19 protein-coding genes and 1 riboswitch are annotated in these 24,904 nt (G+C 50.0%); of the genes, 16 read left to right on the forward strand and 3 right to left on the reverse strand.

Translation table 11 applies throughout. From position 1 onward, the window contains the following. Positions 1-441 precede the first annotated feature (441 nt). The gene (locus tag DXA87_RS12960; protein WP_117504741.1) at positions 442-1,320 is read left to right on the forward strand and encodes a DUF3990 domain-containing protein; all 879 of its coding nucleotides are present in this window, start codon (positions 442-444) and stop codon (positions 1,318-1,320) included. Further along, positions 1,317-1,733 carry a hypothetical protein gene (locus DXA87_RS12965; RefSeq protein ID WP_117470467.1) on the forward strand — a complete coding sequence of 139 codons (417 nt, stop codon included), beginning with the start codon at positions 1,317-1,319 and terminating at the stop codon, positions 1,731-1,733. The genes DXA87_RS12960 and DXA87_RS12965 overlap by 4 nt, the downstream gene beginning before the upstream one ends. Positions 1,734-1,800: 67 nt before the next feature. Here the strand turns inward: DXA87_RS12965 and DXA87_RS12970 are convergent, their stop codons facing one another. Further along, complete coding sequence (locus DXA87_RS12970) at positions 1,801-2,595, reverse strand: radical SAM protein (RefSeq protein WP_117504743.1); 795 nt, start codon at positions 2,593-2,595, stop codon at positions 1,801-1,803. Positions 2,596-2,805: 210 nt separating this feature from the next. Continuing rightward, positions 2,806-5,109: a formate C-acetyltransferase gene (gene pflB / locus DXA87_RS12975; RefSeq protein WP_117504745.1), complete on the reverse strand. Its 2,304-nt coding sequence runs from the start codon at positions 5,107-5,109 to the stop codon at positions 2,806-2,808. Positions 5,110-5,365: 256 nt separating this feature from the next. Further along, positions 5,366-5,445, reverse strand: a riboswitch (ZMP/ZTP riboswitch). A 160-nt stretch (positions 5,446-5,605) separates the two neighbouring features. Here pflB and DXA87_RS12985 point away from each other — a divergent pair. The 14 genes from DXA87_RS12985 to DXA87_RS13050 all read left to right on the forward strand — a co-directional run bounded on the left by DXA87_RS12985 (position 5,606) and on the right by DXA87_RS13050 (position 23,580). After that, a complete protein-coding gene (locus tag DXA87_RS12985) occupies positions 5,606-7,213 on the forward strand; it encodes a response regulator (RefSeq protein WP_117504747.1) in 1,608 nt (535 codons plus the stop codon). Continuing rightward, complete coding sequence (locus DXA87_RS12990; protein WP_347473139.1) at positions 7,210-8,289, forward strand: histidine kinase; 1,080 nt, start codon at positions 7,210-7,212, stop codon at positions 8,287-8,289. The genes DXA87_RS12985 and DXA87_RS12990 overlap by 4 nt, the downstream gene beginning before the upstream one ends. Further along, positions 8,286-9,734: an ATP-binding cassette domain-containing protein gene (locus DXA87_RS12995; protein WP_242998073.1), complete on the forward strand. Its 1,449-nt coding sequence runs from the start codon at positions 8,286-8,288 to the stop codon at positions 9,732-9,734. The genes DXA87_RS12990 and DXA87_RS12995 overlap by 4 nt, the downstream gene beginning before the upstream one ends. A gap of 118 nt (positions 9,735-9,852) precedes the next feature. Next, positions 9,853-10,716 (forward strand): ROK family protein, encoded by an 864-nt coding sequence (locus DXA87_RS13000; RefSeq protein ID WP_117504751.1) that lies wholly within the window; start codon positions 9,853-9,855, stop codon positions 10,714-10,716. Positions 10,717-10,903: 187 nt separating this feature from the next. Then, positions 10,904-12,412 (forward strand): sugar ABC transporter ATP-binding protein, encoded by a 1,509-nt coding sequence (locus DXA87_RS13005; RefSeq protein WP_117504753.1) that lies wholly within the window; start codon positions 10,904-10,906, stop codon positions 12,410-12,412. A gap of 14 nt (positions 12,413-12,426) precedes the next feature. Further along, positions 12,427-13,443, forward strand: a complete 1,017-nt coding sequence (locus DXA87_RS13010) for an ABC transporter permease (RefSeq protein WP_117504755.1) — start codon at positions 12,427-12,429, stop codon at positions 13,441-13,443. A gap of 165 nt (positions 13,444-13,608) precedes the next feature. After that, positions 13,609-15,447, forward strand: a complete 1,839-nt coding sequence (locus DXA87_RS18750) for a substrate-binding domain-containing protein (RefSeq protein ID WP_117504757.1) — start codon at positions 13,609-13,611, stop codon at positions 15,445-15,447. A 250-nt stretch (positions 15,448-15,697) separates the two neighbouring features. Beyond that, positions 15,698-16,384 (forward strand): D-lyxose/D-mannose family sugar isomerase, encoded by a 687-nt coding sequence (locus DXA87_RS13020; RefSeq protein ID WP_021905645.1) that lies wholly within the window; start codon positions 15,698-15,700, stop codon positions 16,382-16,384. Beyond that, on the forward strand, positions 16,385-17,431 hold the full coding sequence (locus DXA87_RS13025) for an aldose 1-epimerase family protein (protein ID WP_117504759.1): 1,047 nt from the start codon (positions 16,385-16,387) through the stop codon (positions 17,429-17,431). Further along, a complete protein-coding gene (locus DXA87_RS13030; protein WP_117504761.1) occupies positions 17,419-18,369 on the forward strand; it encodes a carbohydrate kinase in 951 nt (316 codons plus the stop codon). The genes DXA87_RS13025 and DXA87_RS13030 overlap by 13 nt, the downstream gene beginning before the upstream one ends. Before the next feature lie 145 nt (positions 18,370-18,514). Beyond that, a complete protein-coding gene (locus DXA87_RS13035) occupies positions 18,515-19,408 on the forward strand; it encodes an EamA family transporter (protein ID WP_117504763.1) in 894 nt (297 codons plus the stop codon). Positions 19,409-19,981: 573 nt separating this feature from the next. Then, the gene (gene mgtE, locus DXA87_RS13040; protein WP_117504765.1) at positions 19,982-21,379 is read left to right on the forward strand and encodes a magnesium transporter; all 1,398 of its coding nucleotides are present in this window, start codon (positions 19,982-19,984) and stop codon (positions 21,377-21,379) included. 395 nt (positions 21,380-21,774) lie between these two features. Further along, a complete protein-coding gene (eno, locus tag DXA87_RS13045; RefSeq protein WP_117504775.1) occupies positions 21,775-23,070 on the forward strand; it encodes a phosphopyruvate hydratase in 1,296 nt (431 codons plus the stop codon). Between the two features lie 288 nt (positions 23,071-23,358). Beyond that, complete coding sequence (locus DXA87_RS13050; protein WP_117504767.1) at positions 23,359-23,580, forward strand: hypothetical protein; 222 nt, start codon at positions 23,359-23,361, stop codon at positions 23,578-23,580. 201 nt (positions 23,581-23,781) lie between these two features. Here the strand turns inward: DXA87_RS13050 and DXA87_RS13055 are convergent, their stop codons facing one another. Then, positions 23,782-24,561: a YwaF family protein gene (locus DXA87_RS13055; RefSeq protein ID WP_117504777.1), complete on the reverse strand. Its 780-nt coding sequence runs from the start codon at positions 24,559-24,561 to the stop codon at positions 23,782-23,784. Positions 24,562-24,904 lie beyond the last annotated feature (343 nt).

Raw genomic sequence — 24,904 nt, forward strand, 5'->3', positions numbered from 1 at the left:
TGCGCAGGGCAGCTTGAATATTCTTAGTAATGTTGCAGCAGGCGATTTTCGCAACTGCGTATCGCCGGTTCCTCTACGCCATTTTTACGCCATTTCTGCGTGGGGATGCGTAGGGAAATAGAAACTTATATGTTTTGACTTCAACCGAAAATGCCTGTCCTATCAAGCTTTATCGGCATTTGTGCGTTTGCGGAGACTTACAGAAACAGGCTCGCTTTCGACGAAGTTATGCTTCGTAATCAGATGCTCGGTAATTCAATTGCCGATGTAGTTCACAAACAGATATTTATCGTGTTTTGAGAGAAGTAAAAAAGATGCAAAGAATAAACGACAACATATTGACAGCATGGTATGAAGTGGATTCTGGTAGATACATTGACACGAAACATAACATCTGATATATTTTACATTATAAATAATGTTATATTTTGGAGAAGCGACATGAAAAATTTGATTAAAAAAATCAGGTTTTATTTGAACATGAGTCAGACCGAGTTCGCAGAGCATATGAATGTGTCTTTTGCAACCGTGAATCGCTGGGAAAACGGCCGGGCTGTTCCTAATAAACTGGCGCAGATGAGATTGCATGAGCTGTGTAAGGCACGGGCAGTTCCGGTTTATGATATGACGTTGGAGAAAATTGCGAAAGCGGCAAAAAAAATAGAAGCTGTTCACGGAAAGGTGCTGCTTTATCATGGATCGAAATCCGGCATAGAAGGAGTTATTGAGCCGAAGAGCCGGAAACAGTGTGATTTTGGCAGAGGCTTTTATATGGGAACAGATCCAGGTCAGACGTTGACACTGATTTGTGACTATGAAAAATCAAAATTTTATATCGTTTCTGTCGATGTGAATGAGCTTGAATTGCTGAATGTACCAGCAGATATTGAGTGGGCAATGCTTGTAGCATATAACAGGGGAAGAATGGAGAGCATAAAGGATACTGAATTTTATAACAAGTATCGGAATATGGCAGCCGGAAAAGATCTGCTTATTGGAAGCATTGCAAATGACAGGATGTTTTATGTGATTGATAATTTCTTTATTGGAAATATCACAGATGCAGCATTGGTGCACAGTTTTTCTGCATTGCAATTGGGAAGTCAGTACGTTGCGGTGTCACAAAGAGGATGTGATGCAATCCATATTGAAGCGGAAATAGAGCTTTCCTATTTGGAGAGAGCATTTATTAAGGAGGTTGCAGAGGAAAATCGTGCACGGGGAGTTTCTCTTGCAAACGATATCTGTAAGAATTATCGCCGTGAGGGACTATTTTTTGATGAAATCCTGGATAACGCCAAAGCCGGAGGAAAACAATGAATGAGATAGCTTTAAAACTCTGTGACATACAGGGAAGACTTTTTGAACTGTCAGCTGATCATAATTACAGTAGTATGGAATTTATTAAATTGTTCATGAATTCTGAAACGGCAAAAGCATTGGATTCTGAGTATAATCGTATGCAATGGGCAGGAGAAGAGTATCTTTTAGATGAGGTCATTGGAAATTCCAAGATAGAAAGTTTAGTCGGCGGAGAAGTATATTCAAAAGATGTTCTGTATTGGATCGGTTATATTTACCGTTATTGGCATTATTACAGCGGTGAGGACAGTAGAAAGATATATAAACAAGCGCCGGTCGAAGTTATGAAACGAAATTACATGATGTTTCATACGATGGATCCGGTTCTTGCGATCGAGAATCTGAAGGAAATTTATAATCAGAAAAGATAAAAGAAACACGTACTGGTTTAAGTCGGATAAAATCAACTTTAGACAGTACGTGTTTTATTAGCAAAACTTATTTCTGACACCCCAAAATCTCCTCCGCCCGCTTCACAGATTCCGCCGTCGGTGGATCCACATCTTTCAAGGTATACGGGATGCCGAGGGACTCCCATTTGTAGATCCCGAGCGTATGGTACGGGAGAACTTCCACCTTTTTCACGTTGGACAGTGTGTCTAAAAACGCGCGGATACCGCGAAGGTTTTCTTCATCGTCGGTCACGCCTGGGACGAGGACGTGGCGGACCCATATGGGTTTGCCGATCTCGTTTAAGTATCTGGCGAAGTCCAGGATGTTCTCGTTGGTGTGACCGGTGAGCGCGCGGTGTTTTTCCGGATCGATGTGTTTTAAGTCGAGCATCACAAGGTCCGTGTTCTCCATGAGAGACGAAAGTTTTGAGAAAAATGGTTCTGTTCTTGTAAACGGCTGTCCCGCGGTGTCAAGCACCGTGCCGACACCGTTTTCTTTTGCAAGGCGGAAAAGCTCCGTCATGAAATCGAGCTGTAAGAGCGGTTCGCCGCCGCTGACAGTGATCCCGCCTTCTTTTCCCCAGTAGCGTTTATAGCGAAGTGCCTGCTTTAAGAGGGCGGACGGGGTCATTTCTTTATAATTGCAGCCGGAAGCGGCAGAGGCAGGATCGCCGGACTGAGGACAGGCATCCGCGCGGTTTCCGGCCAATTTCCAGGTGTCCGGGTTGTGGCAATACCGGCACCGCATATGGCAGCCCTGAAGAAATGTCACAAAGCGGACGCCGGGACCGTCTACGGAGCCAAAACTGTCGATGGAGTGAATGTAGCCTGTTGTTTCCATATCAGATTCCTTTCTCGATGATTCGATCGATCGGTGTATTCAAAAAGTGCGGTGCGGGTATATCATTCATAATCTAAGATCAGCCAGGAACATCAGGTTCCCGGCTGATTTTTGTTATGTGAGTCGAAGTCCATGTTCACAGAGACTGATGTGGTAACAGTCAGACCTGCGAGGTATATCCTGACTCATTTTAAGAAGAAATATATTTTTTTACATTGCCTCATGGCAAGTTCTTGCAATGACATCCAGCTGCTGCTCTCTTGTCAGATCAATGAATTTAACAGCATAACCGGAAACACGGATCGTGAAGTTTGCGTACTCCGGTTTCTCCGGATGTTCCATCGCGTCTTTTAACTTATCAAGACCGAATACATTCACGTTGAGGTGATGAGCACCCTGGTCAAAATATCCGTCGAGAACATGGACAAGGTTGTTCTTTCTCTCGTCCTCAGAATGTCCGAGAGCACCCGGAGCGATCGTCTCAGTGTTGGAGATTCCGTCGAGAGCGTACTCATACGGAAGCTTTGCAACGGAGTTCAAGGAAGCAAGAAGACCATTCTGCTCTGCGCCGTAGGACGGAGTTGCGCCCGGTGCGAACGGTGTGAACGCTGCACGGCCATCCGGGAGAGCGCCTGTTGCCTTACCGTAAACCACATTGGATGTGATCGTAAGGATCGAAGTAGTCGGCTCGGAATTTCTGTAGGTGTGGTACTTCTTAACCTTCTTTAAGAATGTCTTTAACAGCCAAACTGCGATATCATCCGCACGGTCATCATCGTTTCCGTAACGCGGGAAATCACCCTCTGTTACGAAGCTTGTCGCCATACCGTTCTCGTCGCGGACAACCTTTACCTTTGCGTACTTGATCGCAGAGAGGGAGTCTACCACGTGGGAGAAGCCTGCGATACCGGTTGCGAAGGTACGCCGTACATCGGTATCGATGAGAGCCATCTCGGCTGCCTCATAGTAATATTTATCGTGCATATACTGGATCAGGTTCAGGATGTTTACATAGATTCCTGCCAGCCAGTCCATCATCAGGTCATACTTATGCATCACCTCGTCATAATCAAGATACTCGGAGGTGATCGGTGCGTACTCCGGACCAGCCTGCATCGGCTTTCCGTCCTTTGTCTTGTACTTCTCGTCTTTACCGCCGTTGATCGCGTAGAGCAGGCACTTTGCAAGGTTTGCGCGGGCACCGAAGAACTGCATCTCCTTACCTGTCTGGGTAGCGGATACGCAGCAGCAGATGCTGTAGTCATCGCCCCATACCGGACGCATCACATCATCGTTCTCATACTGGATCGAGGATGTATCAACGGAGATCTTTGCCGCGTACTTCTTGAAATTCTCCGGGAGACGGGAGGAGTAAAGTACAGTCAGGTTCGGCTCCGGGGACGGACCCATGTTTTCTAAAGTATGGAGGAAACGGAAGTCTGTCTTTGTTACCATGTGACGTCCATCCTGTCCGAGACCTGCAACCTCCAGTGTCGCCCAAACCGGATCGCCGGAGAAGAGCTGGTTGTAGGACGGGATTCTTGCGAACTTCACCATACGGAACTTCATGGTCATATGGTCGATCAGTTCCTGCGCCTGGGACTCGGTAAGTGTACCTTCCTCGAGGTCACGGTTTACATAGATATCGATAAAGGTGGAGATACGTCCAACACTCATAGCTGCGCCATTCTGGGTCTTAACAGCGGCAAGATAGCCGAAATAAAGCCACTGGATCGCTTCTTTTGCGTTTGTTGCCGGGCCGGAAATGTCATATCCGTAGATCTTTGCCATCTCCTTCATGCCCTTTAAGGCACGGATCTGTTCTGCGATCTCCTCTCTCTGGCGGATGATCTCATCGTACATTGCGCCATTTCCGCAGAGATCCAGGTCTTTCTTCTTCTCCTCGATCAGGAAATCGATACCGTAAAGGGCCACACGGCGGTAGTCGCCGACGATACGTCCGCGTCCGTAGGTGTCCGGAAGACCGGTTACGATGTGGCAGTGGCGGGCAGCCTTCATCTCTGGTGTGTAGGCATCAAAAACAGCCTGGTTGTGAGTTTTGTGGTATTCAGTGAAGATCTTGTGGAACTTCTCATTTACTTTATATCCGTAAGTTTCGGCAGCTTCCTCAGCCATCTTGATTCCGCCGAAAGGCATGAATGCACGTTTTAACGGTTTGTCTGTCTGGAGTCCGACGATCGTCTCGAGCTCCTTTAAGCTCTCGTCGATATAGCCCGGGCCGTAGGAAGTCAGGCTGGATACGATCTCAGTCTCGCACTCTAAGACGCCGCCTTTTTTGCGCTCCTCTTTCTGGAGCTCCTGAAGACGTCCCCAGAGTTTATCAGTAGCTTCGGTCGGAGCTGCGAGGAAATCCTCGGTTCCGTCGTACTGGGTATAGTTATTCTGGATGAATTCGCGGACATTGACCTCGTCGGTCCATTTTGCGCCCTGGAATCCTCTCCAGGCTTTTTTGAAAACATCAGCGTTTCCGTTTCTGGTATTCTGTTCAGACATGGTGGTTCCTCCTTGTTTCCATTACTATTACATATTGTTAAAAAGGGATCATTCTGAAATCTTCGGTTGTGAAGAAATGCTTCGCCATTATAACAGATCGTGACAGGAAAAAACAATACTCTAAATGAGAACCATTATCAAAATCCGTCATATGGGAAATTTTCTCTTTAGGGAGATCTCAGCTGTTACAGAATCACAGCGCGGCGCAGAATGCGCCATCAGACAAAAGGGCAAAAAAACAGCCCACGGTCTGCGCTATGATTGCCCAGACGGTCGGCTTTCTTCGATCATACTTCACGTGGTTTATCCACTTATCCGTCAGTCATATGATCGGTATAAGCTATATATACCAGATGTTGTGGGGGAAGTCAAGTGGAAATAAAAGGTCTGACCAAAAACGCAAAGGGCAGTAATTCATATGGGTTGACGGAAATGTCCCATGCGGGGTACAATGAAATTATATTACTTTCGGGGGAAACAGGGGGGGGAATTGCGGATGCTGAGAGTACTGATCGCCGACGACGAGAGCAAGGTGTGCCAGCTGATCGAGAAGCTTGTGGACTGGGATGCGCTTGGGATGGAGGTTGTCGCAGTTGCCGAGAACGGGATCGAGGCGTTGGAAAAAATAAAAGAATTTCACCCGGATATCGTGATCACGGATATCCGGATGCCGGGATATGACGGGCTGGACCTGATCCGGTTGGGAAAAGAGGAAGCTCCGAAGGCAGAGTTTGTGATCATCAGCGGTTACCGCCATTTTGAATACGCGCAGATGGCGATCCGGTACGGGGTGAATGCGTATCTCTTAAAACCGATAAAAAAGGACGAGCTGACGGAGACATTAAAACGCCTCAGCACCCGTTTCCGGGCACAGACGGAACAGCTGAGCCAGGAGGAGAAGACCAGACTGGCGATCAGAAGCGATGAGAAGAACCTGAGACAGGCCTTTTTACAGGATCTTGTGGGGAGAAGAAATAAGGAGACCCTGTCGCAGCCGCTTTTGGAGATCAACCGGGAATTTCACTATCGTTTTGAGCCGGGGGAATTCTGCATCGCCATCTTAAAACTGGATGGGCGTGTCTGCGACGAGGAGCAGAATGTCCAGTTTATGGCGGAGAAAGTCCAGTCTGCGGCGGAAAGATTTTTAAAAGACTATGTTATGGAGACAGAGAATACGGAGCTCAACGGATTCCATTTCTTTCTGTTAAATTATGACGCAGAGGACCGGATGCAGATCCGGAGACAGATGAAAGGCCTGCTCTCGGAAATCCGGGTCCAGGGGGATATTTTAAAGAACCTGTCGGTGACGCTGGCACTCGGAGAGGGCGTGGAAAGTCTCCCGGAGATCGGCAGTTCCTTGAAAAATGCCAGACTCCTCATCGAGGAGCGGCTGCTCGCAGGAACGGGAAAGCTGATGGAAGGAAAGATCGAAAGCGGGGAGTCCTTCGCGGACAGTGAGAGCTTCGCAAAGTTTAATGACCGGATCGCCCACACGCTGGAGAGTCTGGATTCCTTTGCAGTGAGGGAAGAACTGATCTATCTGAAGACGAAAATGCTGGCTGAAAAGGAGATCAGCGGTCATGAGATCCTTCAGATGACGAAAGAGATCTGCAACCAGTACCTGTTTTTTATGAAAAAGTACCGCCTTCCGGTGGAAGAGAACTTTATGGAGAACTTCAGCGTCAGCGCCGACAACTGTGCAGACGCGGCGGAGCTTTTCGATTATCTGACGAGACGGATCACGACCTCCTACGAGAAGGCGGCGAGATTAAAGAGACAGGACGAAAACCGGCCGATCCGTGTGGTGAAAAAGTATGTGGAAGAACATTTTGGAGAGCCGCTGACGCTGGAAGAACTCAGTCAGGTTGTGGATCTCTCCCCGACATACCTTAGCACGATCTTTAAAAAGGATACGGGGATGACGTTTCTGGAATACCTCTCGAAGGTTCGCATGGACATGGCAAAAAAGCTCTTAAAGGAGACAAATGACACGGTGGCCGATATCTGCGGGAAGGTCGGTTACAGCGATGTGCGGTATTTCACGAAGACCTTTACAAAATATGCGGGCTTAAAGCCCAAGGAATACAGAAAGCTGTACTCATGATGGAGAAGAAATATACCGATGAGAAAAATTACCTGTCCGTCCGGATCAAATGGTGTGCACTTCTCGCAGCCGGGCTGATCGGGGCATTCCTCGTGAGAATGTGGGTGGTGTGCATCCGGGAAATGCAGTCCCTGATGGTCCCGGCTGTATTTACGGCGCTTTCCGCTGCTCTGGCGGTGATCGTCTACCGGACGGTGCTGATCCCATACCGGGAGACTCGGAAGATCTATGAGCAGTTTGTCATGGGCTATGTCATGGAGGACCTTTTTAAGGTCCGCTATCCGTTTTCACCGGAGAGTGAGCAGGCAGTCCTGCGCCTGAACGAGATCATCGACCGGAACAACCTGATCGCGATCTCGAAGAAACAGGCGGAGTATCTGGCGCTTCAGAACCAGATCAATCCCCATTTCCTCTACAACACGCTGGAGGGGATCCGGAGTGAGGCGCTGATCGCGGGGCTGGACAGCATCGCGGAGATGACGGAGGCGCTGGCGACCTTCTTCCGCTACACGATCTCAAACCTGGAAAATCTCGTGACGCTGGAGGACGAACTTGCCAATATCGAGAATTATTACTATATTCAACAGTTCCGATTCGGTTCCAAACTGGACCTGAAGATCCAGTATGACCGGGATCCGGACGACGATTTCACGGAGATGGATTTTCTGCAGTGCAAACTTCCGAAGCTGACACTGCAGCCGATCGTGGAAAATTCCATCTACCACGGGATCGAGCGAAAGATCGGAAAAGGTCATCTTGTGATCCGGATCAGTGCGAGTGAGGAACGGCTCTACATCAGGATTTCCGATGATGGGCGCGGAATGACGGACGAAAAACTGAAGGAACTGAATGAAAAACTGCGCCGTCTTGATGTGGAGACAGATGTCCCGGAAAAAGAGGAGGAGAAGAAGCCGGCCCGCGGCGGGATCGCGGTGGTGAACGTGAACAGGCGGATCAGGCTCCTCTTCGGCGAGGAGTACGGAATCCATGTCTACAGCAAAGAGGGGATCGGAACTGATGTCATAGTGGAGCTTCCGCTGGTGCGCGACGGGGATCGTCAGGGAGGATGGCGATGAGAAAAGAACTTCTTCGGATATCGCATGTCGATCTTGAACGGGACGGGGAGCAGCTTTTAGATGATCTGGAATTCCAGATGTTTGCCGGGGAGATCGTTGGCCTGGTGGCGCGGAACCGGAAAGGCCAGAAAGAGATGGTGGATCTGATCTGCCGGAACGATCCGATCAGCCTGGGATCCGTGTGGTATGACGGAAACGTTGTAAATAGCTACGCCTACAGCAGCGGCGAGTCCAACAAGGTGGCGCTGATCGAGCAGAAGAGCCATCTCGTGCAGGGACTCAGCGTTGTGGACAACCTTTTTATCCTGCGGGAAGGTTTCCGGAAATATTTTATCAATGAGCAGGTGATCTTCAGCCAGGCGGTCCGCTTTTTTGAAGAAAAAGGGCTGAAAGTGGACCTGGAAAAGAGAGTGGAGAACCTGACAGAGCTTGAGAGATGCTTTGTGGAGCTCGGAAAGGCGCTGCTTTCGGGCTGTCATCTCATTATCGTGGACAACCCGGCGAACTATCTGAGCCAGTATGAGCTCTTCGAGTTCCAGCAGATGTTAAAGAAGATCCGGAAAGAGGGGATCTCCGTGCTCTATGTGGGAAACCACCACCAAGAGCTCTTTAAGATCGCGGACCGGACCGCACTTTTTTCGGACGGTCACATCTACAAGGTCTTTGAGCGGGATGAGATGACGGACGAAAAGATGGCACCGTACATCTCAGAATGGAAGATCATGTCCACGGAGAATGATCAGGATGCCGAGGATGACGGGATCCTGCACTTTCACACCGTGGGAGTCGGAAATTTAAATGGTCTTCGCTTCATCCTGCACCGCGGTGAGTGTATGACGATCCTCGACAAGGAGAATAAGATCGCAGGGGACATGATGGATCTGATGACCGGGAAGAAGCGGTGCAGATCAGGATGGATCACAGTGGAACATGTGACCTACACGCAGAAAAAAGCGGCGGATTATCTCGATGAGGGGATCGCCGTGATCCCGGCGGACGGGGTAAACCGGCTGCTGTTTCTGGATGGGAGCTACATGGAGAACCTGACATTTCTCCTGGACCGGAAACTCAAAAAAAGCCTGATTCCGGGGAAGATCTATAGGAGCATCCATTCAGAATATCTGCCGCTCGTGGGGCCGGTGATCGACGCGCCCTGTGTGCGCGATATTCCGCAGGAAGACCAGTTTGCCCTGCTCTATCATAAGATGAATCTTCTGCGTCCGCGGATCATGGTCTGCATCCAGCCGCTCGCAAAGGGCGACATGTTCTGCCGCATGAGAATTTTAAATGTGCTGCGCCAGATCCAGAAACAGGGGACGGCGATACTCATGATCACCGCGAGTATCTCCGATACGCTTGATATCTCGGACCGACTGCTCGTCGTGGAGCAGGGGAAGGTGGCGGCAGTGTATGAGAAGAGTGAGTTTAAGAGAATTGTGAGGTAGGATTGGAGCTGCCCCGTCCTGTTGTATACATCAAAATATTGTCCCCCATAACCGTAGGATTGTCCTCTGTTACGGGGGACATTTTTCATGTAAGATGGAACTAACAGGGGAGGTCTATATGAACGAGTACATAGGAATCGATATCGGCGGGACGAAAACAGCCATCGTTCGTGGAGACGAGAACGGAACGATCCTTGAAAAGAAGCGATTCGCGACGACAACGAAGGGAGAAACTCTGGAAATGATCTTTCAGAGCGTTGCGGATCTGAAAACAGATCAGACGAAAGCAATCGGCGTCAGCTGCGGCGGACCGTTAAACAGCAGGACGGGTGTGATCCTGGGACCTCCGAATCTTCCGGGATGGGACGAAGTTCCGATCACGGATATGCTGACGGAGCGGTTCGGACTTCCGGCATATTTAAGAAATGATGCGGATGCCTGTGCCGTGGCGGAATGGCAGTTCGGAGCCGGAAAAGGCGCGGAGAACATGATCTTTCTTACCTTCGGGACCGGGATCGGCGCGGGGCTGATCTTAAATGGAAAGCTCTACGAAGGAACATGCGGGCTGGCCGGGGAGATCGGTCATGTACGGCTTTTTGAGGATGGACACGTTGGCTACGGAAAGTCCGGCTCGTACGAAGGATATGTGAGCGGCGGCGGGATTGCCCAGTACGGAAAAGGAACCGCGGCGGAGCTAGGAAAACGGGCGGAAGAAGGAGATCCGGAGACGTTGCAGATCTGGGCGCAGACAGGAGAACATCTTGGAAGCATGCTGGCGATCCTGATCGACCTTTTAAATCCGGAGGTGATCGTCATTGGAAGTATTTTCGTCCGGGCGGAGAAGTATCTGAGAGCTTCCATGGAAGAAAAGATCAGGAAAGAAGCACTGAAACCGGGCGTAGAGATCTGCCGGATCGTTCCGGCGGGACTCGGGGAATCGATCGGAGATATCGCGGCACTCTGTGTTGCCATGAACCTGTAAAAAATGAAAATGCCGGGATTTGCGGAGAAACCACAAAAAGAATGTAACTGCCCGGAATCCCTGCAGTTACAGGAAAAACATTAGAAATATAGCCACAAAAGGATGTGCATGGCACATTTTCGCATACATAAAACGACCCGGGAGACCGGATCAAACGAGAAACAAAAACTGGAAAGTGGGGGAGAAGATGGGCGAAGTAATTGTTTCAATGAAAGACATCGTCAAGACATTCCCGGGCGTCAAAGCCCTGGATCATGTAAATTTCGAACTCCGGTCGGGAGAGGTCATGGCGCTTCTCGGGGAGAACGGAGCAGGAAAATCTACACTGATGAAGATCTTAAGCGGTGTTTATACAAAAGACAGCGGAACGATGACCATATTCGGAACGGAATATGACAATCTGACACCGAAGCAGGCACAGGCCGTCGGCGTTGCGATCATCCACCAGGAGTTAAACATGTGCCGCCACTTATCGGTTGCGGAAAACATGTTCCTCGGAAGAGAGAAGGTCAACGGGATCGTCTTAAATGACCGGGAGATGGAGGCAGAGGCGGCAAAGATCCTAGGAGATCTGAAGATCGACATCGACCCGAGACAGACCGTCGGCGATCTCCCGGTATCCAAACAGCAGATGGTCGAAATCGCGAAGGCACTTTCGATCCACGCGAAGATCCTGATCATGGATGAGCCGACTTCTTCCCTGACAGCAAAAGAGATCGAGGAGCTCTTCCGGATCATCCGCCAGTTAAAGGCAGACGGCTGCGGAATCGTCTATATTTCCCATCGTCTGGAGGAGCTGAAGGCCATCGTGGACCGGGTGACGATTATGCGTGACGGTCAGTATATCACAGACGGAAATTTCGCAGATATGACGATGGAACAGATCATCGCAAACATGGTCGGCCGTGAGATCAAGGAACAGTTCCCGAGAGTCTCCTGCCCGAAAGGAAAGAAGATCTTCGAGGTGAAAAACTTAAATGCCGGACATCTCGTCCGCGACATCAATTTCTCCCTCTATGAGGGCGAGATCGTTGGATTCGCGGGACTGATGGGAGCGGGACGTACCGAGACAACGAGAGCGATCTTCGGCGTTGACCCGAAGACCAGCGGGGAGATCTGGCTGGACGGAAAAGAAGTGAAGATCACCTGTCCGATGGACGCGATCAAAGCCGGGATCGTACTGGCGCCGGAGGACCGGAAAAAAGACGGTCTCTGCACGAAACTCAGCATCCGTCATAACCTGGCACTCCCGAACCTGGACCTCATCTGCAGCAAGCTCGGCGTGATCAGCAGTAAAAAGGAGGACGACCTCTGCGAGAAGGCGGTGAAGGACCTCCTGATCAAGACCCCGACGGTGGAGGTCAACGCGGGCAATCTTTCCGGAGGAAACCAGCAGAAAGTGGTTGTCGGAAAGTGGCTGGCGAGAAATTCCAGAGTCGTGATCTTCGATGAGCCGACACGAGGCATCGATGTAGGCGCGAAGGTCGAAATCTACAACCTGATGAACCAGTTAAAGAAACAGGGCATTGCCGTTATGTTCGTCTCCTCGGAGATGCCGGAAGTCCTGGGAATCGCGGACCGCGTCATCGTCATGTGCGACGGAAAGATCACCGGCGAAGTCATGGCGAAGGAAACAAGCCAGAATGAGGTTCTGAAGTTCGCTACCGAATTTGAGAAGAAACAACAGGTTAGCTGAGGGAGGACAGGAGAATGAATGAAAAGAAGCAGAGTACAGTAAAGCGGATCCTGGGGACACGCGGAATGGGCGCGGTCATCACGGCATTCGCGGGACTGATCATCATCTATGTAGCATTCGGTCTCATCGACCGTAAAGTATTTGCAGGACAGAACGTCATGAACCTTCTGCGTTCCATGTCAAAGTACCTTCTGATCGGCGTCGGACAGAGCTATCTTCTGATCACCGGAAACATCGATCTCTCGATCGGTTCCATGGTCGGAATGAGCGCCATGATCTCGGCAACCCTGATGGCGATGGGCGTCAATCCGTTCGTTGCGATGGCGGTTGCGATGGCGTGCTGCCTGGTTACCGGAGTGATCAACGGAATGTTAGTCGGAAAGTTCAAGCTTCCGCCGTTCATCGCTACCCTGGGTACCATGTTCGTGACACGAGGCGTTGCCTACATGGTCAACAACAACCGAAACACGGATGCCATCGCCACAGGTATCGGAAAGGAAGCAGGGGATAAGTTCCAGAACGTCTTCTACTATGGAAAGACACTTGGTGTTTACAACACCTTCTGGATCGCTCTCGTGATCTTTCTGATCTTCTTCTTCCTGCTCTCAAAGACGCGCACAGGAAGACATATTTACGCGATCGGCTCCAACGTGGATGCTGCGAAACTGTCCGGTGTGAATGTTGTAAATACAACAATTAAGGCATATCTGGTAAGTGCTGTCTGCGCGTGTGTCGTTGGTTATATCCTCTGCGCACAGGCAGGAATGGGCAACATGGAAGCAGGAAACATGTACGAGATGTACGGCGTTGCGGCCGGCGTTATCGGCGGCATCTCCCCGCTCGGCGGAACAGGACTTCTGCTCGGAACCTTTGCCGGTGCGGCTGTATGGCAGACACTGGAGAATGGTCTGAACATGATCGGTGCACAGGTCGGCATCCAGAGACTTGTCATCGGTATCATCGTTGTATTCTCTGTACTTCTTGATGTTGTCGTTCGTTCCGGAAACTTCGGAAAGAAAGCATCCAAATAAGACAGAGAAAAAACTGTTTTGTGTCTGCGGCATTTTGCAGCAACAGTCGGTCCGCGGTCCTGCATGAGAATAAGCAGGATGCTGGTCCGGAAATATCGTTACATGGATATCTAACTCCCATGGTATACGGGAGTTACATATAAGAAAATCTTAAGGAGGATTTTTATGAAAAAGAGATTGTTCGCACTGTTAAGCTGTGCAGCCCTTGCGGCAGCCAGCATCACCGGCTGTTCCAGCCAGAAACCTGCAGAATCCGCAGCTGCGTCTGCAGAGGCAGAGTCCACCACAGGTGCTCCGTCCAAAGAAGTCGGCGATTATAAGATCGCGCTGATCACCATGGACTCCATCGACCAGCACTGGGTAACCTTAAACGAGGGTGCTCAGGAAGAGGCGAAAGAGCTCGGCGTGACAGTAAGCTTCATGTCCCCGAACACAAAGGATGACGCTCAGCAGATCGAGTGCGTAAATAACGCAGTCGCAGGCGGCTATCAGGCGATCATCGTAGCGGCAAACGGCCCGGACGCGATCTCTTCCGCACTGAAGGAAGCAAAGGACGCGGGCATTAAGATCGTATACGTTGATTCCCCGGCAAATGTGGAGGCAGAGGCAACCTTCTCTACCGATAACGAGGCAGCTGGTGAGACAGCCGGTAAAGAGATGCTCAAAGCTCTTGAAGAGTCCGGCATCACATCCGGTAAGATCGGTATTGTAAATGTAAACGCAGCAACAGACTCCACAGTCAAGAGAGAAGCCGGATTCCGTAAGGCATTCGAAGGAAAAGGCTTTGAGCTCATGGAGACCCAGTACGGCGAAGGCGATGCAGCGAAGTCCCAGACCATCGCTGAGAACTACATCACACAGGGTGTTGTCGGCATCTTCGGCTGCAACGAGGGCTCCACGACCGGTACCGGTAATGCCATCAAGGCATCCGGCAATACAGGCATCATCGGCGTTGGTTTCGATAAATCCGACGCGATCATGAACCTTATCAACGACGGATATCTTCTCTGCACAATGGCTCAGAACCCGGATCTCATGGGTAGAGACGGTGTTGAGGCAGCTGTCCGTGCGCTTCAGGGTGAGACATTTGGCGGTCTTGTAACGGATACAGGCGTTTCTGTCATCAAGGCAGGCAACACTGAGGATGCAGCAGGAACAACTGACGTGACAGCAACAAAGGACTGGAAAATCGCGCTGATCACCATGGACTCCATCGACCAGCACTGGGTAACTTTAAATGAGGGCGCTCAGGCAGAGGCAAAGGCACTTGGCGTAACCGTAAGCTTCATGTCCCCGAACACAAAGGATGATGCTCAGCAGATCGAGTGCGTGAACAACGCAGTCGCAGGCGGCTATGAGGCGATCATCGTAGCGGCAAACGGCCCGGACGCGATCTCTTCCGCATTAAAGGAAGCCGCTTCCACAGGCGTGAAGATCGTGTATGTTGACTCTCCGGCAAACGTAGAGGCAGAGGCAACCTTCTCCACAGACAACGAGGCAGCTGGTAAGACAGCAGGCGATGAGATGATCAAGGCTCTCGAGGCAGCAGGCATCACATCCGGTAAGATCGGTATCGTAAACGTAAACGCAGCAACAGACTCCACCGTTAAGAGAGAAGCAGGCTTCCGCTCTGCATTCGAAGGAAAGGGCTACGAGCTTATGGAGACCCAGTACGGCGAAGGCGATGCAGCGAAGTCCCAGACCATCGCTGAAAACTACATCACACAGGGAGTTGTAGGTATCTTCGGATGTAACGAGGGATCCACGACCGGTACCGGTAATGCGATCAAGGCATCCGGAAAGACAGACATCGTAGGCGTAGGCTTCGATAAATCTGATGCGATCATGAACCTCATCAATGACGGATATCTCCTCTGCACAATGGCTCAGAACCCTGATGTTATGGGTAAAGAGGGCGTAAAGGCAGCAGTCAGAGCGTTAGAGGGCGAAGAGCTCGGCGGCGCTGTCAGCGATACAGGCGTATCTGTTCTGAAAAAGAACTGATGTAACTGTGTACGGAACAGTTACGAACTGATAAAGAATTTCAATGGTTACAGTTCGTGCAGCGCATGAATGATGGCCCTGAATGAAAGAAAAGGTGCCGGGCAGGAAAATAAACTGGAAACCGGCACGAAAATGAATTAAAATAACGGTAGCTTCCGCGCGACGGACAGTTACTGAAACATGTAACGCAATGGAACGCCGGGCCGAAAGGATCGGCGTTCCTGCATATAAGGGACAGGAGGACATTTGTATGAAACGCAGTGAGATCAACGCGGCTTTAAAAGAGATGGAACAGATGATCAGGGAATACCGATTTGCGATCCCGCCGTTCTGTAATTTCACACCGGAAGAGTGGAAGGAAAAAGGACATGATTACGATGAGATCCGTGACAATATGTTAGGCTGGGATATCACAGACTACGGTCTCGGGGATTTTGATAAAGTCGGGTTCTCCCTGATCACGATCCGGAACGGAAACCTGAAAATGAAGGACAAATATACAAAATCCTACGCGGAAAAACTCCTGTATATCAAAGAGGGACAGTACTCCCCGATGCACTTCCACTGGTCCAAGATGGAGGACATCATCAACCGCGGCGGCGGAAATGTCCTGATCCGTGTATATAATTCGACAAAGGATGAGGACCTTGACAAGGTGAACGATGTCCATGTCCATGTGGATGGCAGAGAGATGGTCGTTCCGGCCGGCACCCAGGTGCGCCTGACTCCCGGTGAGAGCATTTCCATCTACCCGTACATGTACCATGATTTCGAGGTGGAAGAGGGCAGCGGCCCGGTTCTTTTAGGCGAGGTCAGCCAGTGCAACGATGACAACGTGGATAACCGCTTCTACGAGAAAATGGGAAGATTCCCGGAGATCGAGGAGGATGAAGCACCGTACCGTTTGCTCTGCAACGAGTATCCGGAGGCAAAATAGATGGTAGATCAGAGAACACTGATGGCGGTCTGCGGTCATATGGATCAGGTCGCCGGAGTCCGTCAGATGAAATTTCAGGACGGGCGGGCAGCGGGACTTCGCTGTGCGATGATCCATAATGGACCGCTGGAGCTTCCGCTGATGCTCGATAAATGCCTGGACCCGGCCTGGATCCGGTATAAGGGGATCAACTTAAGTCTCCTCACAAAACCGGGGCTTCAGGGGAGAAATCCCTATGATACTGCGGGAGACGAGGCGGTGCGCTCCATTATGGGCGGCGCGATGTTCACCTGCGGCCTTGGAAATGTCCACGGAAACCGGGTGGTGGACGGTGTGGAATATCCGGTTCACGGACGGATGCGGACAACTCCATCGGAAAAGATCTCTATGGACGCATTCTGGGAGAACGGGGAGTATAAGATCCGGGTGTCTGGGGAGATGCGGGAAGCGCGGATCTTCGGTGAAAATCTGGTGCTGAGAAGAACCGTGGAGACGGTTTATGGAAAGAACGAGATCGTGTTCACGGACGAGATCGAGAACCAGGGATTTGAGGACCAGCCGCTCTGCTTTCTCTATCACTGCAATGCCGGATATCCGTTTCTGGTGCCGGGGCTGCGGGTCGTGATGCCATCGATCTTCTGCGGTCCGAGAGATGCGGACGCAAAGGCAGGCGCGGCGGCCTGGAACGTCATGGAGGAGCCGGTGGAGCATGCGCCGGAGCAGGTATTCCAGCATGAGCTGGCAGCGGATCGTAATGGAAATACGTTTGCGGCATTTGTCAATGACGAGCTGCAGATCGGGCTCTGCATTCGTTTTGAAAAATCTGTGATCCCCTACCTGACCCAGTGGAAGAGTCTGGCAGCCGGCGATTTTGCGATGGCGCTGGAGCCGACAAACTGTGGGTTTGATGGCCGCGCCGGGGCGACGGAAATTCTAAAGCCATTTGAAAAACATGTAAACCGGATCCGATTCCAGATCCTGGACGGAGAAGACGAAATTGAATTACTTGAACGTGAGTGCAGGGAGGTATTGGAATGTACGATGTGATCGCTCTTGGTGAGCTTCTGATCGATTTTGCGGCGAAGGAGACGGACTCGGACGGCTATCCGACGATGAAGGCGAATCCGGGCGGTGCACCGGGAAATTTCCTTGCAGCGTTAAATAAATATGGAATGAAGACGGCATTTCTCGGAAAAGTCGGGGATGACGCTTTTGGTAAACTGCTGGTAAAGACGTTTGAGAAAGCCGGAATTGAGACAAAGGGGATCCTGACAGATCCGTCCGTGTTTACGACACTGGCATTTGTGACTTTTTCGCCGGAAGGTGACCGTTCCTTCAGCTTTGCGAGAAAGCCGGGAGCGGATACGAAATTGAGCTTTGAGGAGATCGATCTTACCATGATCGATGAGGCATCGGTTTTTCATTTCGGAACCCTGAGTCTTACCGATGATCCGGTCCGCACGGCGACGAAAAAGTGTGTGGAATATGCGAAAGAGCATGGAAAGCTCATTACTTTTGATCCAAACTTAAGACTTCCGCTCTGGGAGACAACGGACGCGGCGAAAGAGCAGATCTTATGGGGGCTGGCCCATGCGGATGTTGTGAAGATCAGCGATGAGGAGGTGGAATTCCTCTGGGGGATCACGGACGAGAAGGAGGCGGCAGAGAAGCTTCTCGACGAGTTTGGAATCCACCTCGCCATGGTCACTATGGGACCTAAGGGGGCGTATCTTGCAAATCAGAATGGCGCTGCCTATGCGAAGTGCCCCAAGGTAAAGCCCATCGATACGACGGGAGCCGGGGATATCTTCGGAGGAAGCGCGGTGTCCAGACTGTTAAAGACAGGAAAAGCGCCGGAAGAGCTCGGCACGGAAGAACTTAGATTTATCGGTCAGTTCGCCTGCACAGCGGCAAGCATCTCCACGACACAGTCGGGCGGGATCCCGAGTATTCCGGAGGAATCGGTGGTTCTGGACCGGATGTAAAGAAAGACAAATTCGGATTTTTATTGAAATTCTGCTGTACACATCTTCGAGATCCCGATATAATTCAAATGTCAGGGCAGCAGGTCCAGACGGGCAGGCTGCAATGACGATATTATGAAGATCGATCGATTATCTGGAGGGTGTTATGACAGACACAAAGGACAAGAAGAGAGAAAAACTTGGAATTCTCTGCTGCACGGCGGGGGCGACGAGCTGGGGACTTTCAGGAACCTGCAGTGAGGCGCTGTTTTCCCAGTACCCGGTAGATACGACATGGGTGACGGCGGTGAGAATGACATCAGCGGGGATCATATTGCTGTTTCTTGCGTTTGCGAAGCACAGTCTGAATTTGAAAGAACTTGGAAAAGACAAAAAAGGGCTTATAGAGATCGTTCTGTTTGCCATTGCGGGTCTGGCGCTCTGCCAGTACGCGTACCTCAGCGCCATCAAATGGACGAATTCCGGAACCGCAACGGTGATCCAGAATCTATCCATTGTATTTATCGCAGTCTATGTCTGCCTGACCACAAGGACAGCACCGGATAAACGGACCGTATTCTGCATTTTTCTGGCGCTGTTTGGTGTCTGGCTTCTTGCCACCGGCGGAAAGCCCGGAAACATGGAACTCACACCGAGGGGCCTCTTCTGGGGACTCATGGCCGGAATCGGCGCGGCAAGCTATTCCCTGCTTTCCAGAGCACCGGTAAAACACCGCGGAAGTATCCCTGTGTCCGGAATGGGAATGTTCATCGGCGGGCTCGCCCTGTCCCTGATCGCCCAGAGCTGGAAGATCCCGGCAGGCCTGGACGGACGGGCGATCCTCTATATGGCGGTGATCGTCCTGCTTGGGACTGTCGGTGCGTTTACGCTGTTTCTTCAGGGGATCGCTCTGGTAGGACCCGTAAAAGCGGCACTCCTGTCCTGCCTGGAACCTTTGACCGCGGCAACCTTGTCCGTCGTCTGGCTGCACTCCAGCTTTTCTCCGACGGACCTGATCGGGTTTGCGTGTATTCTGGCAACGGTAGTGCTGATGAGGTAGAAAAAAATTACGGGCTTTTCCCGGATAGCTGTGTAGTCCTGTTATCGCGGACGTTGAGGATCAGGACAGCAGGCAGCCGGAATATTTTACATGTTTTAACCGTATTTCCCACCTTTATTTTGCCAGATTTTTACTTTACAATTCCTATAAAAAAATGTTATACTGCTGTGTGCGGAAAAAGATATCTGTGCGCAGCAGTTTCCTTTTTTCGCAGAGAATATTTAAAACCAAGAAATTTTACGGAGGTGAATTGCATGGATAGTTGCGATAGTACAGGGCGAAGTACGAAATGCGGTGTGAAAAACAGACAGGCGCAGAATGCGGCTATCGGTGCGATGATGTAATCCTCTGATAGCTGGATTCCATATTGAGATGTCTCGAGAACACCGCAAGGGAACGGCCTGTCCATCACAGCGATGTATGGTTGGACCCCGCCAGGAATTATCCTGGGCGGTGTTCTTTTTGTTGCCGAAATTTGGCAATTCGATCAGGAGGCGCGAAGATACGCACAGTCCTGATGATAAAAAGTAACTGGACGGATAAAGGACAGTTACAACGGAAAAGGAGGCAGAAATGGAAACAGAAGTTTTAAAAGAACAACATTATGTGGAAGAACTGGTCGAGATCATCCGCAGCGGACTTCCGAAAGAGGAGCTGATCGACCGGTTATCCGATTATCATGATAACGATATCGCGGATGCCCTCACGAAGTTGACACCGGATGAGAGGCGGGAACTTTATCCGCTGATCGGTGTGGAGCGGGTTGCGGAGATCTTCGCGTACTTAGATGACGCGGAGCCGTACCTGAAGGAGCTTCCGATCGAGAGCGCCGCAAAGATCGTCTCCGAGATGGACTCCGACGATGCGGTGGATGTCCTAGAAGAGATGGATGCGACGACGAAGCATAAGATCGTCGGCATGCTGGATAAGGAAGCCAGCGAGGATGTAAGACTCCTGTTCTCATACGATGAGGATGAGATCGGTAGCCGCATGACTACCAACTTTATTATGATCCACAATAACCTGACGATCCGTCAGGCGATGCGGGAACTGATCGAGCAGGCAGGGGAAAACGACAATATCTCCACGATCTATGTGATCGATGACGAGGATAAATTTTACGGTGCGATCGATCTGAAGGACCTGATCATCGCAAGAGAGTATACAGACCTTGAGGACCTGATCAGCCACTCGTATCCGTATGTCAAGGATCATGAAAAGGTTGCGGACTGTATCGAGCAGATCAAGGATTACGCCGAGGATTCCATCCCGGTACTGCAGGAAGACGGAACGATCGCCGGTATCATCACATCCCAGGATATCGTTGAGGCCGTGGATGATGAGATGGGCGAAGATTACGCGAAATTAGCCGGTTTGACTGCGGAGGAGGATCTGAACGAGAAGCTGACGGAGAGCGTGAAAAAGAGACTTCCGTGGCTGGTCATTCTGTTATTTCTGGGCATGGTAGTATCTTCTGTTGTGGGCGCTTTTGAGGCTGTCGTTGCGGTGATCCCGATCGTCATGTGCTTCCAGTCCCTGATCCTCGACATGGCAGGAAACGTCGGAACACAGTCTCTGGCTGTTACGATCCGTGTGCTTATGGATGAGGAACTGACCGCAAAGCAGAAGCTTATGCTTGTTGTGAAAGAGATGAAGATCGGCTTCGTGAACGGACTGTTTCTTGGAGTTATGGCGTGGCTTTTCCTCGGAATCTATATCTGCGTGATCAAGGGATATCCGATCCACCATGCGCTGCTTGTCTCCGGCTGTGTCGGAATCGCGCTTGTGACAGCGATGGTGATCTCCAGTATGGTCGGCACACTGATCCCGATGTTCTTTAAGAAGATCAACGTAGACCCGGCAGTTGCGTCCGGCCCGCTGATCACGACGGTGAACGATCTTGTCGCAATTGTGGTTTATTATGGACTGGCGATGTTATTCCTGGTCGATCTGCTGCATGTGACGGGCTGATATCAGATGAAATAAAAATGTGAATAAATATAGAAAAAATGGGCGATCCTAAGGATATCAGGATGGTCCATTTTTTATGCAGCAGGAAATTTCGAGGAATTCTCTGTTACATAAAAAGACACACTCTTTTTTATTCCGGGAACTGCCGATAAATTTATGGTAACGACAACTTTTTTCAATTGAATGTTTTGGCATACGATCCTCTTGAACTGAAAATGATGCTATGATAAAATCATGATGGTTAGAAAAAACTAACCGAAATACTGGCTGGCATTTCCTAAACATGTGCAGGCGGGTGATTTCGCAGGTGAACAGATCAATCGATCACGTCGTTTTTCCGGTTTGATCCGGGTGGGAGAGTAATTGACGTTGATACTTGAAAGGAGTTTATGATGATAAATAATCTGAAAATTGAGAAAGTTATTGGAAGGGAGATTTTAGATTCCCGTGGAAATCCCACGGTTGAGGCGGAAGTATATCTGGCAGACGGAACCATCGGGAGAGGAACCGCGCCGAGCGGTGCATCTACCGGCGAGTTCGAGGCGCTGGAGTTAAGAGACGGTGACAAGGCACGTTACGGCGGAAAAGGTGTGACAAAGGCTGTTGAGAATATCAATACAATTATCAACGAGACTCTGACAGGCATGGATGCATCTGATATCTACGCAGTTGACCGTGCCATGATCAAGGATGACGGAACAAAGGACAAGTCAAAGCTTGGCGCGAATGCGATTCTTGCGGTATCCATCGCCTGCGCGCGTGCCGCAGCTATCTCCTTAGATATTCCGTTATACAGATTCCTCGGTGGAATAGGTGGAAACCGTCTTCCGGTTCCGATGATGAACATTATCAACGGCGGCTGCCATGCACTTTCCTCCGGTCTTGATGTTCAGGAATTTATGATCATGCCGGTCGGTGCTCCGTCCTTCAAGGAGTGCTTAAGATGGTGTGCAGAGGTCTTCCATGCACTGGCTGCGATCTTAAAAGAACGCGGACTTGCAACCTCCGTTGGAGATGAGGGTGGCTTTGCTCCGGCATTGAAGTCTGATGAGGAAGCGATCGAGACGATCCTCGAGGCAGTAAAGAAAGCCGGATATGAGCCGGGCCGCGATTTCAGGATCGCTATGGATGCTGCATCTTCTGAGTGGAAGACGGGAAAAACCGGCGAGTACAAGCTCCCCAAGGCAGGAACTGTCTATACTTCCGAGCAGCTCATCGAGCACTGGAAAAAGCTTGTTGAGAAATATCCGATTATTTCCATCGAGGATGCCCTTGATGAGGAAGACTGGGAAGGATGGAAAAAGCTGACCGCAGAGCTTGGAACGAAGGTGCAGCTAGTCGGAGATGACCTTTTTGTAACAAACACAGAGAGACTTTCCAAAGGGATCAAGCTCGGCTGCGCAAACTCCATCCTGATCAAGTTAAATCAGATCGGTTCCGTATCTGAGACATTGGAGGCGATCAAGATGGCGCACCGTGCCGGCTACACAGCAATCTCCTCCCATCGCTCCGGTGAGACCGCAGATACGACTATTGCAGACCTCGCCGTAGCTCTCAACACCTGCCAGATCAAGACTGGTGCCCCGTCCAGATCCGAGCGTGTCGCGAAGTATAACCAGCTTCTCAGAATCGAGGAAGAACTCGGAGAGAATGGGGTATATCCGGGAATGGATGCGTTTCATGTAGAATAAAAATATATGAAGAGATCCATGATGGCTGATGAGGCTGTTGGGGATCTTTTTTAGTGACAATAGTTTACAGGATTTTAATCTTATTTTATCGTTTCGTTCATTACTTTCCTGAGAGGAATCTGTTATCTTAGAGTCAGATATAAAGAGTGATATCTTTATTATCTCAGTCAAAGTTTCTATACATCTAAAATTCTAAATTTCTTAGCTGGAAACAGCATCGGATGACTCTTTGCTAAATACCCAATGAAAACTGGCAGGGAGAAATCGGAAGAGTGGGAGGATGTCAGGATGAGCATTTATTCGATTGGAGTAGAAGATGGAATAGAACGAGGGGAACATCAGGCAACACTTGAAATGATTTTACGTTTGCTAAAAGAAAAAGGAAGAGTATCCGCGACTCTTGAAAAGAAAATTCGTGATGAGGCGGATAAGGAACACTTGTATTGTCTGGTAAAGTTAGCTGCAAAAGCGGGTTCTATTAAAGAATTTAAAAAGCTGATGAATGAATAGTCTTACGTTGGGACATATTTCAAATGAATCATCTTCGTTCGACTGTGATGGTTTTATTATACTATAAATACCCAAAGATAAGAAGCAACTGGTCAGTAAAAAAGCAGATGTATCCATACCTGCTTTTTTACTAATATCCAAAGATCATAAAGAACCAAAGAATGGAATGGCAGATCGGTCTTTTATTTATGCGAGGAACGTTTAGACAAGCCGTGACGAGATTCTATGCATTAGAAATCCGCCCACTATCATTGAAAGAACATACAGTAGATTTCCCCAGAAGATACCAAGCGCACAGGCAATTTGGTGGAAAACCGGCTGCGAGGACGGATGGAATGGGGATACGTAGAACATGTCAGCATCGGCAGTTGGGCCTGCTTCGATGTTGATCACGCAGGCGATCAGGCAGCAGAGGAAAAAAAATGGGAGAATCTTCATATAATCTTGTCGATCATGTCCTGCGATGTCTGTCCTACAGGATAAAAGTCCAAGGAAGAGCAGAATAAAATGCCAGATAAACCCATGCAGTGTCATCGTCCAGTACGGATGCATGAGTCCTGGCGGTACAGCCAGGGCCATGATCCCGCCTAGAAGACCGAAATCCTGAAGAAAGGTTGCGGCGCGGCGAAGTGCCGTTTCCGAGTGCAGAAGCGGTGCAGCCAGACAGATGTACATGGGGATACTGCAGAGCTGGAACGGAAAATACCACCAGTCGAAATGCCCTTGAAACTCGACGACATATAAAAATGCCTGCTTATAGAGTTCCATGAGTGCGAGAAATACTCCGCAGGAAAAGAGAATATGGCGGAAATACGGTTCAGGCGATGCCATGGACCGTATTTTTTTGCCGAAAACCCGTGCAAAAGAGACCGCAAATCCTGCCCCAAAGAGGGTCAGCAGAATATGGAAGGCAGAATAAGGCACCGGGGGTGTCATCGGCCATGCGGTCATGCGCAGGATGGACTGGAGAAAAATGTACATATAAGGACCTTCTTTCAAAAGGATCGTATTCTGAAAATATTCGCAATTTGCTCGTTTCTCTTTGAAAAATAGCTGCTTACACATGTTTGGGCGGGGATCAGGGTTAAAAATCCTCCTGCAAGCAGGCCTGAGGCAGGTTTCTGACCTCTTGCCCCGACATCACAAATATTAATGGGAAATGAGGAATCTGTCAAATAAGGATTCCGGACACGAAAGATAATTATGTGTAGGAACCGGAGATCATGTCGTAGTTTGGATGGCTTCTGCCAGTGTATAATACCAGATCACGGCTGTATTCTGATCTCACTCGTGAAGACTTCCGCTTCGCTGCCCAGAATCACGA

This window comes from Desulfotomaculum sp. OF05-3 (assembly GCF_003435535.1).
Taxonomy (GTDB): Bacteria; Bacillota; Clostridia; order Lachnospirales; family Lachnospiraceae; genus Pilosibacter; species Pilosibacter fragilis.

Bases quoted from the DNA above. Each gene is read 5' to 3' on its own strand.
- DXA87_RS12960 (WP_117504741.1), top strand. From the start codon at position 442: ATGAAAAATTTGATTAAAAAAATCAGGTTTTATTTGAACATGAGTCAG.
- DXA87_RS12965 (WP_117470467.1), top strand. From the start codon at position 1,317: ATGAATGAGATAGCTTTAAAACTCTGTGACATACAGGGAAGACTTTTT.
- DXA87_RS12970 (WP_117504743.1), bottom strand. From the start codon at position 2,595: ATGGAAACAACAGGCTACATTCACTCCATCGACAGTTTTGGCTCCGTA.
- pflB (WP_117504745.1), bottom strand. From the start codon at position 5,109: ATGTCTGAACAGAATACCAGAAACGGAAACGCTGATGTTTTCAAAAAA.
- DXA87_RS12985 (WP_117504747.1), top strand. From the start codon at position 5,606: ATGCTGAGAGTACTGATCGCCGACGACGAGAGCAAGGTGTGCCAGCTG.
- DXA87_RS12990 (WP_347473139.1), top strand. From the start codon at position 7,210: ATGATGGAGAAGAAATATACCGATGAGAAAAATTACCTGTCCGTCCGG.
- DXA87_RS12995 (WP_242998073.1), top strand. From the start codon at position 8,286: ATGAGAAAAGAACTTCTTCGGATATCGCATGTCGATCTTGAACGGGAC.
- DXA87_RS13000 (WP_117504751.1), top strand. From the start codon at position 9,853: ATGAACGAGTACATAGGAATCGATATCGGCGGGACGAAAACAGCCATC.
- DXA87_RS13005 (WP_117504753.1), top strand. From the start codon at position 10,904: ATGGGCGAAGTAATTGTTTCAATGAAAGACATCGTCAAGACATTCCCG.
- DXA87_RS13010 (WP_117504755.1), top strand. From the start codon at position 12,427: ATGAATGAAAAGAAGCAGAGTACAGTAAAGCGGATCCTGGGGACACGC.
- DXA87_RS18750 (WP_117504757.1), top strand. From the start codon at position 13,609: ATGAAAAAGAGATTGTTCGCACTGTTAAGCTGTGCAGCCCTTGCGGCA.
- DXA87_RS13020 (WP_021905645.1), top strand. From the start codon at position 15,698: ATGAAACGCAGTGAGATCAACGCGGCTTTAAAAGAGATGGAACAGATG.
- DXA87_RS13025 (WP_117504759.1), top strand. From the start codon at position 16,385: ATGGTAGATCAGAGAACACTGATGGCGGTCTGCGGTCATATGGATCAG.
- DXA87_RS13030 (WP_117504761.1), top strand. From the start codon at position 17,419: ATGTACGATGTGATCGCTCTTGGTGAGCTTCTGATCGATTTTGCGGCG.
- DXA87_RS13035 (WP_117504763.1), top strand. From the start codon at position 18,515: ATGACAGACACAAAGGACAAGAAGAGAGAAAAACTTGGAATTCTCTGC.
- mgtE (WP_117504765.1), top strand. From the start codon at position 19,982: ATGGAAACAGAAGTTTTAAAAGAACAACATTATGTGGAAGAACTGGTC.
- DXA87_RS13050 (WP_117504767.1), top strand. From the start codon at position 23,359: ATGAGCATTTATTCGATTGGAGTAGAAGATGGAATAGAACGAGGGGAA.
- DXA87_RS13055 (WP_117504777.1), bottom strand. From the start codon at position 24,561: ATGTACATTTTTCTCCAGTCCATCCTGCGCATGACCGCATGGCCGATG.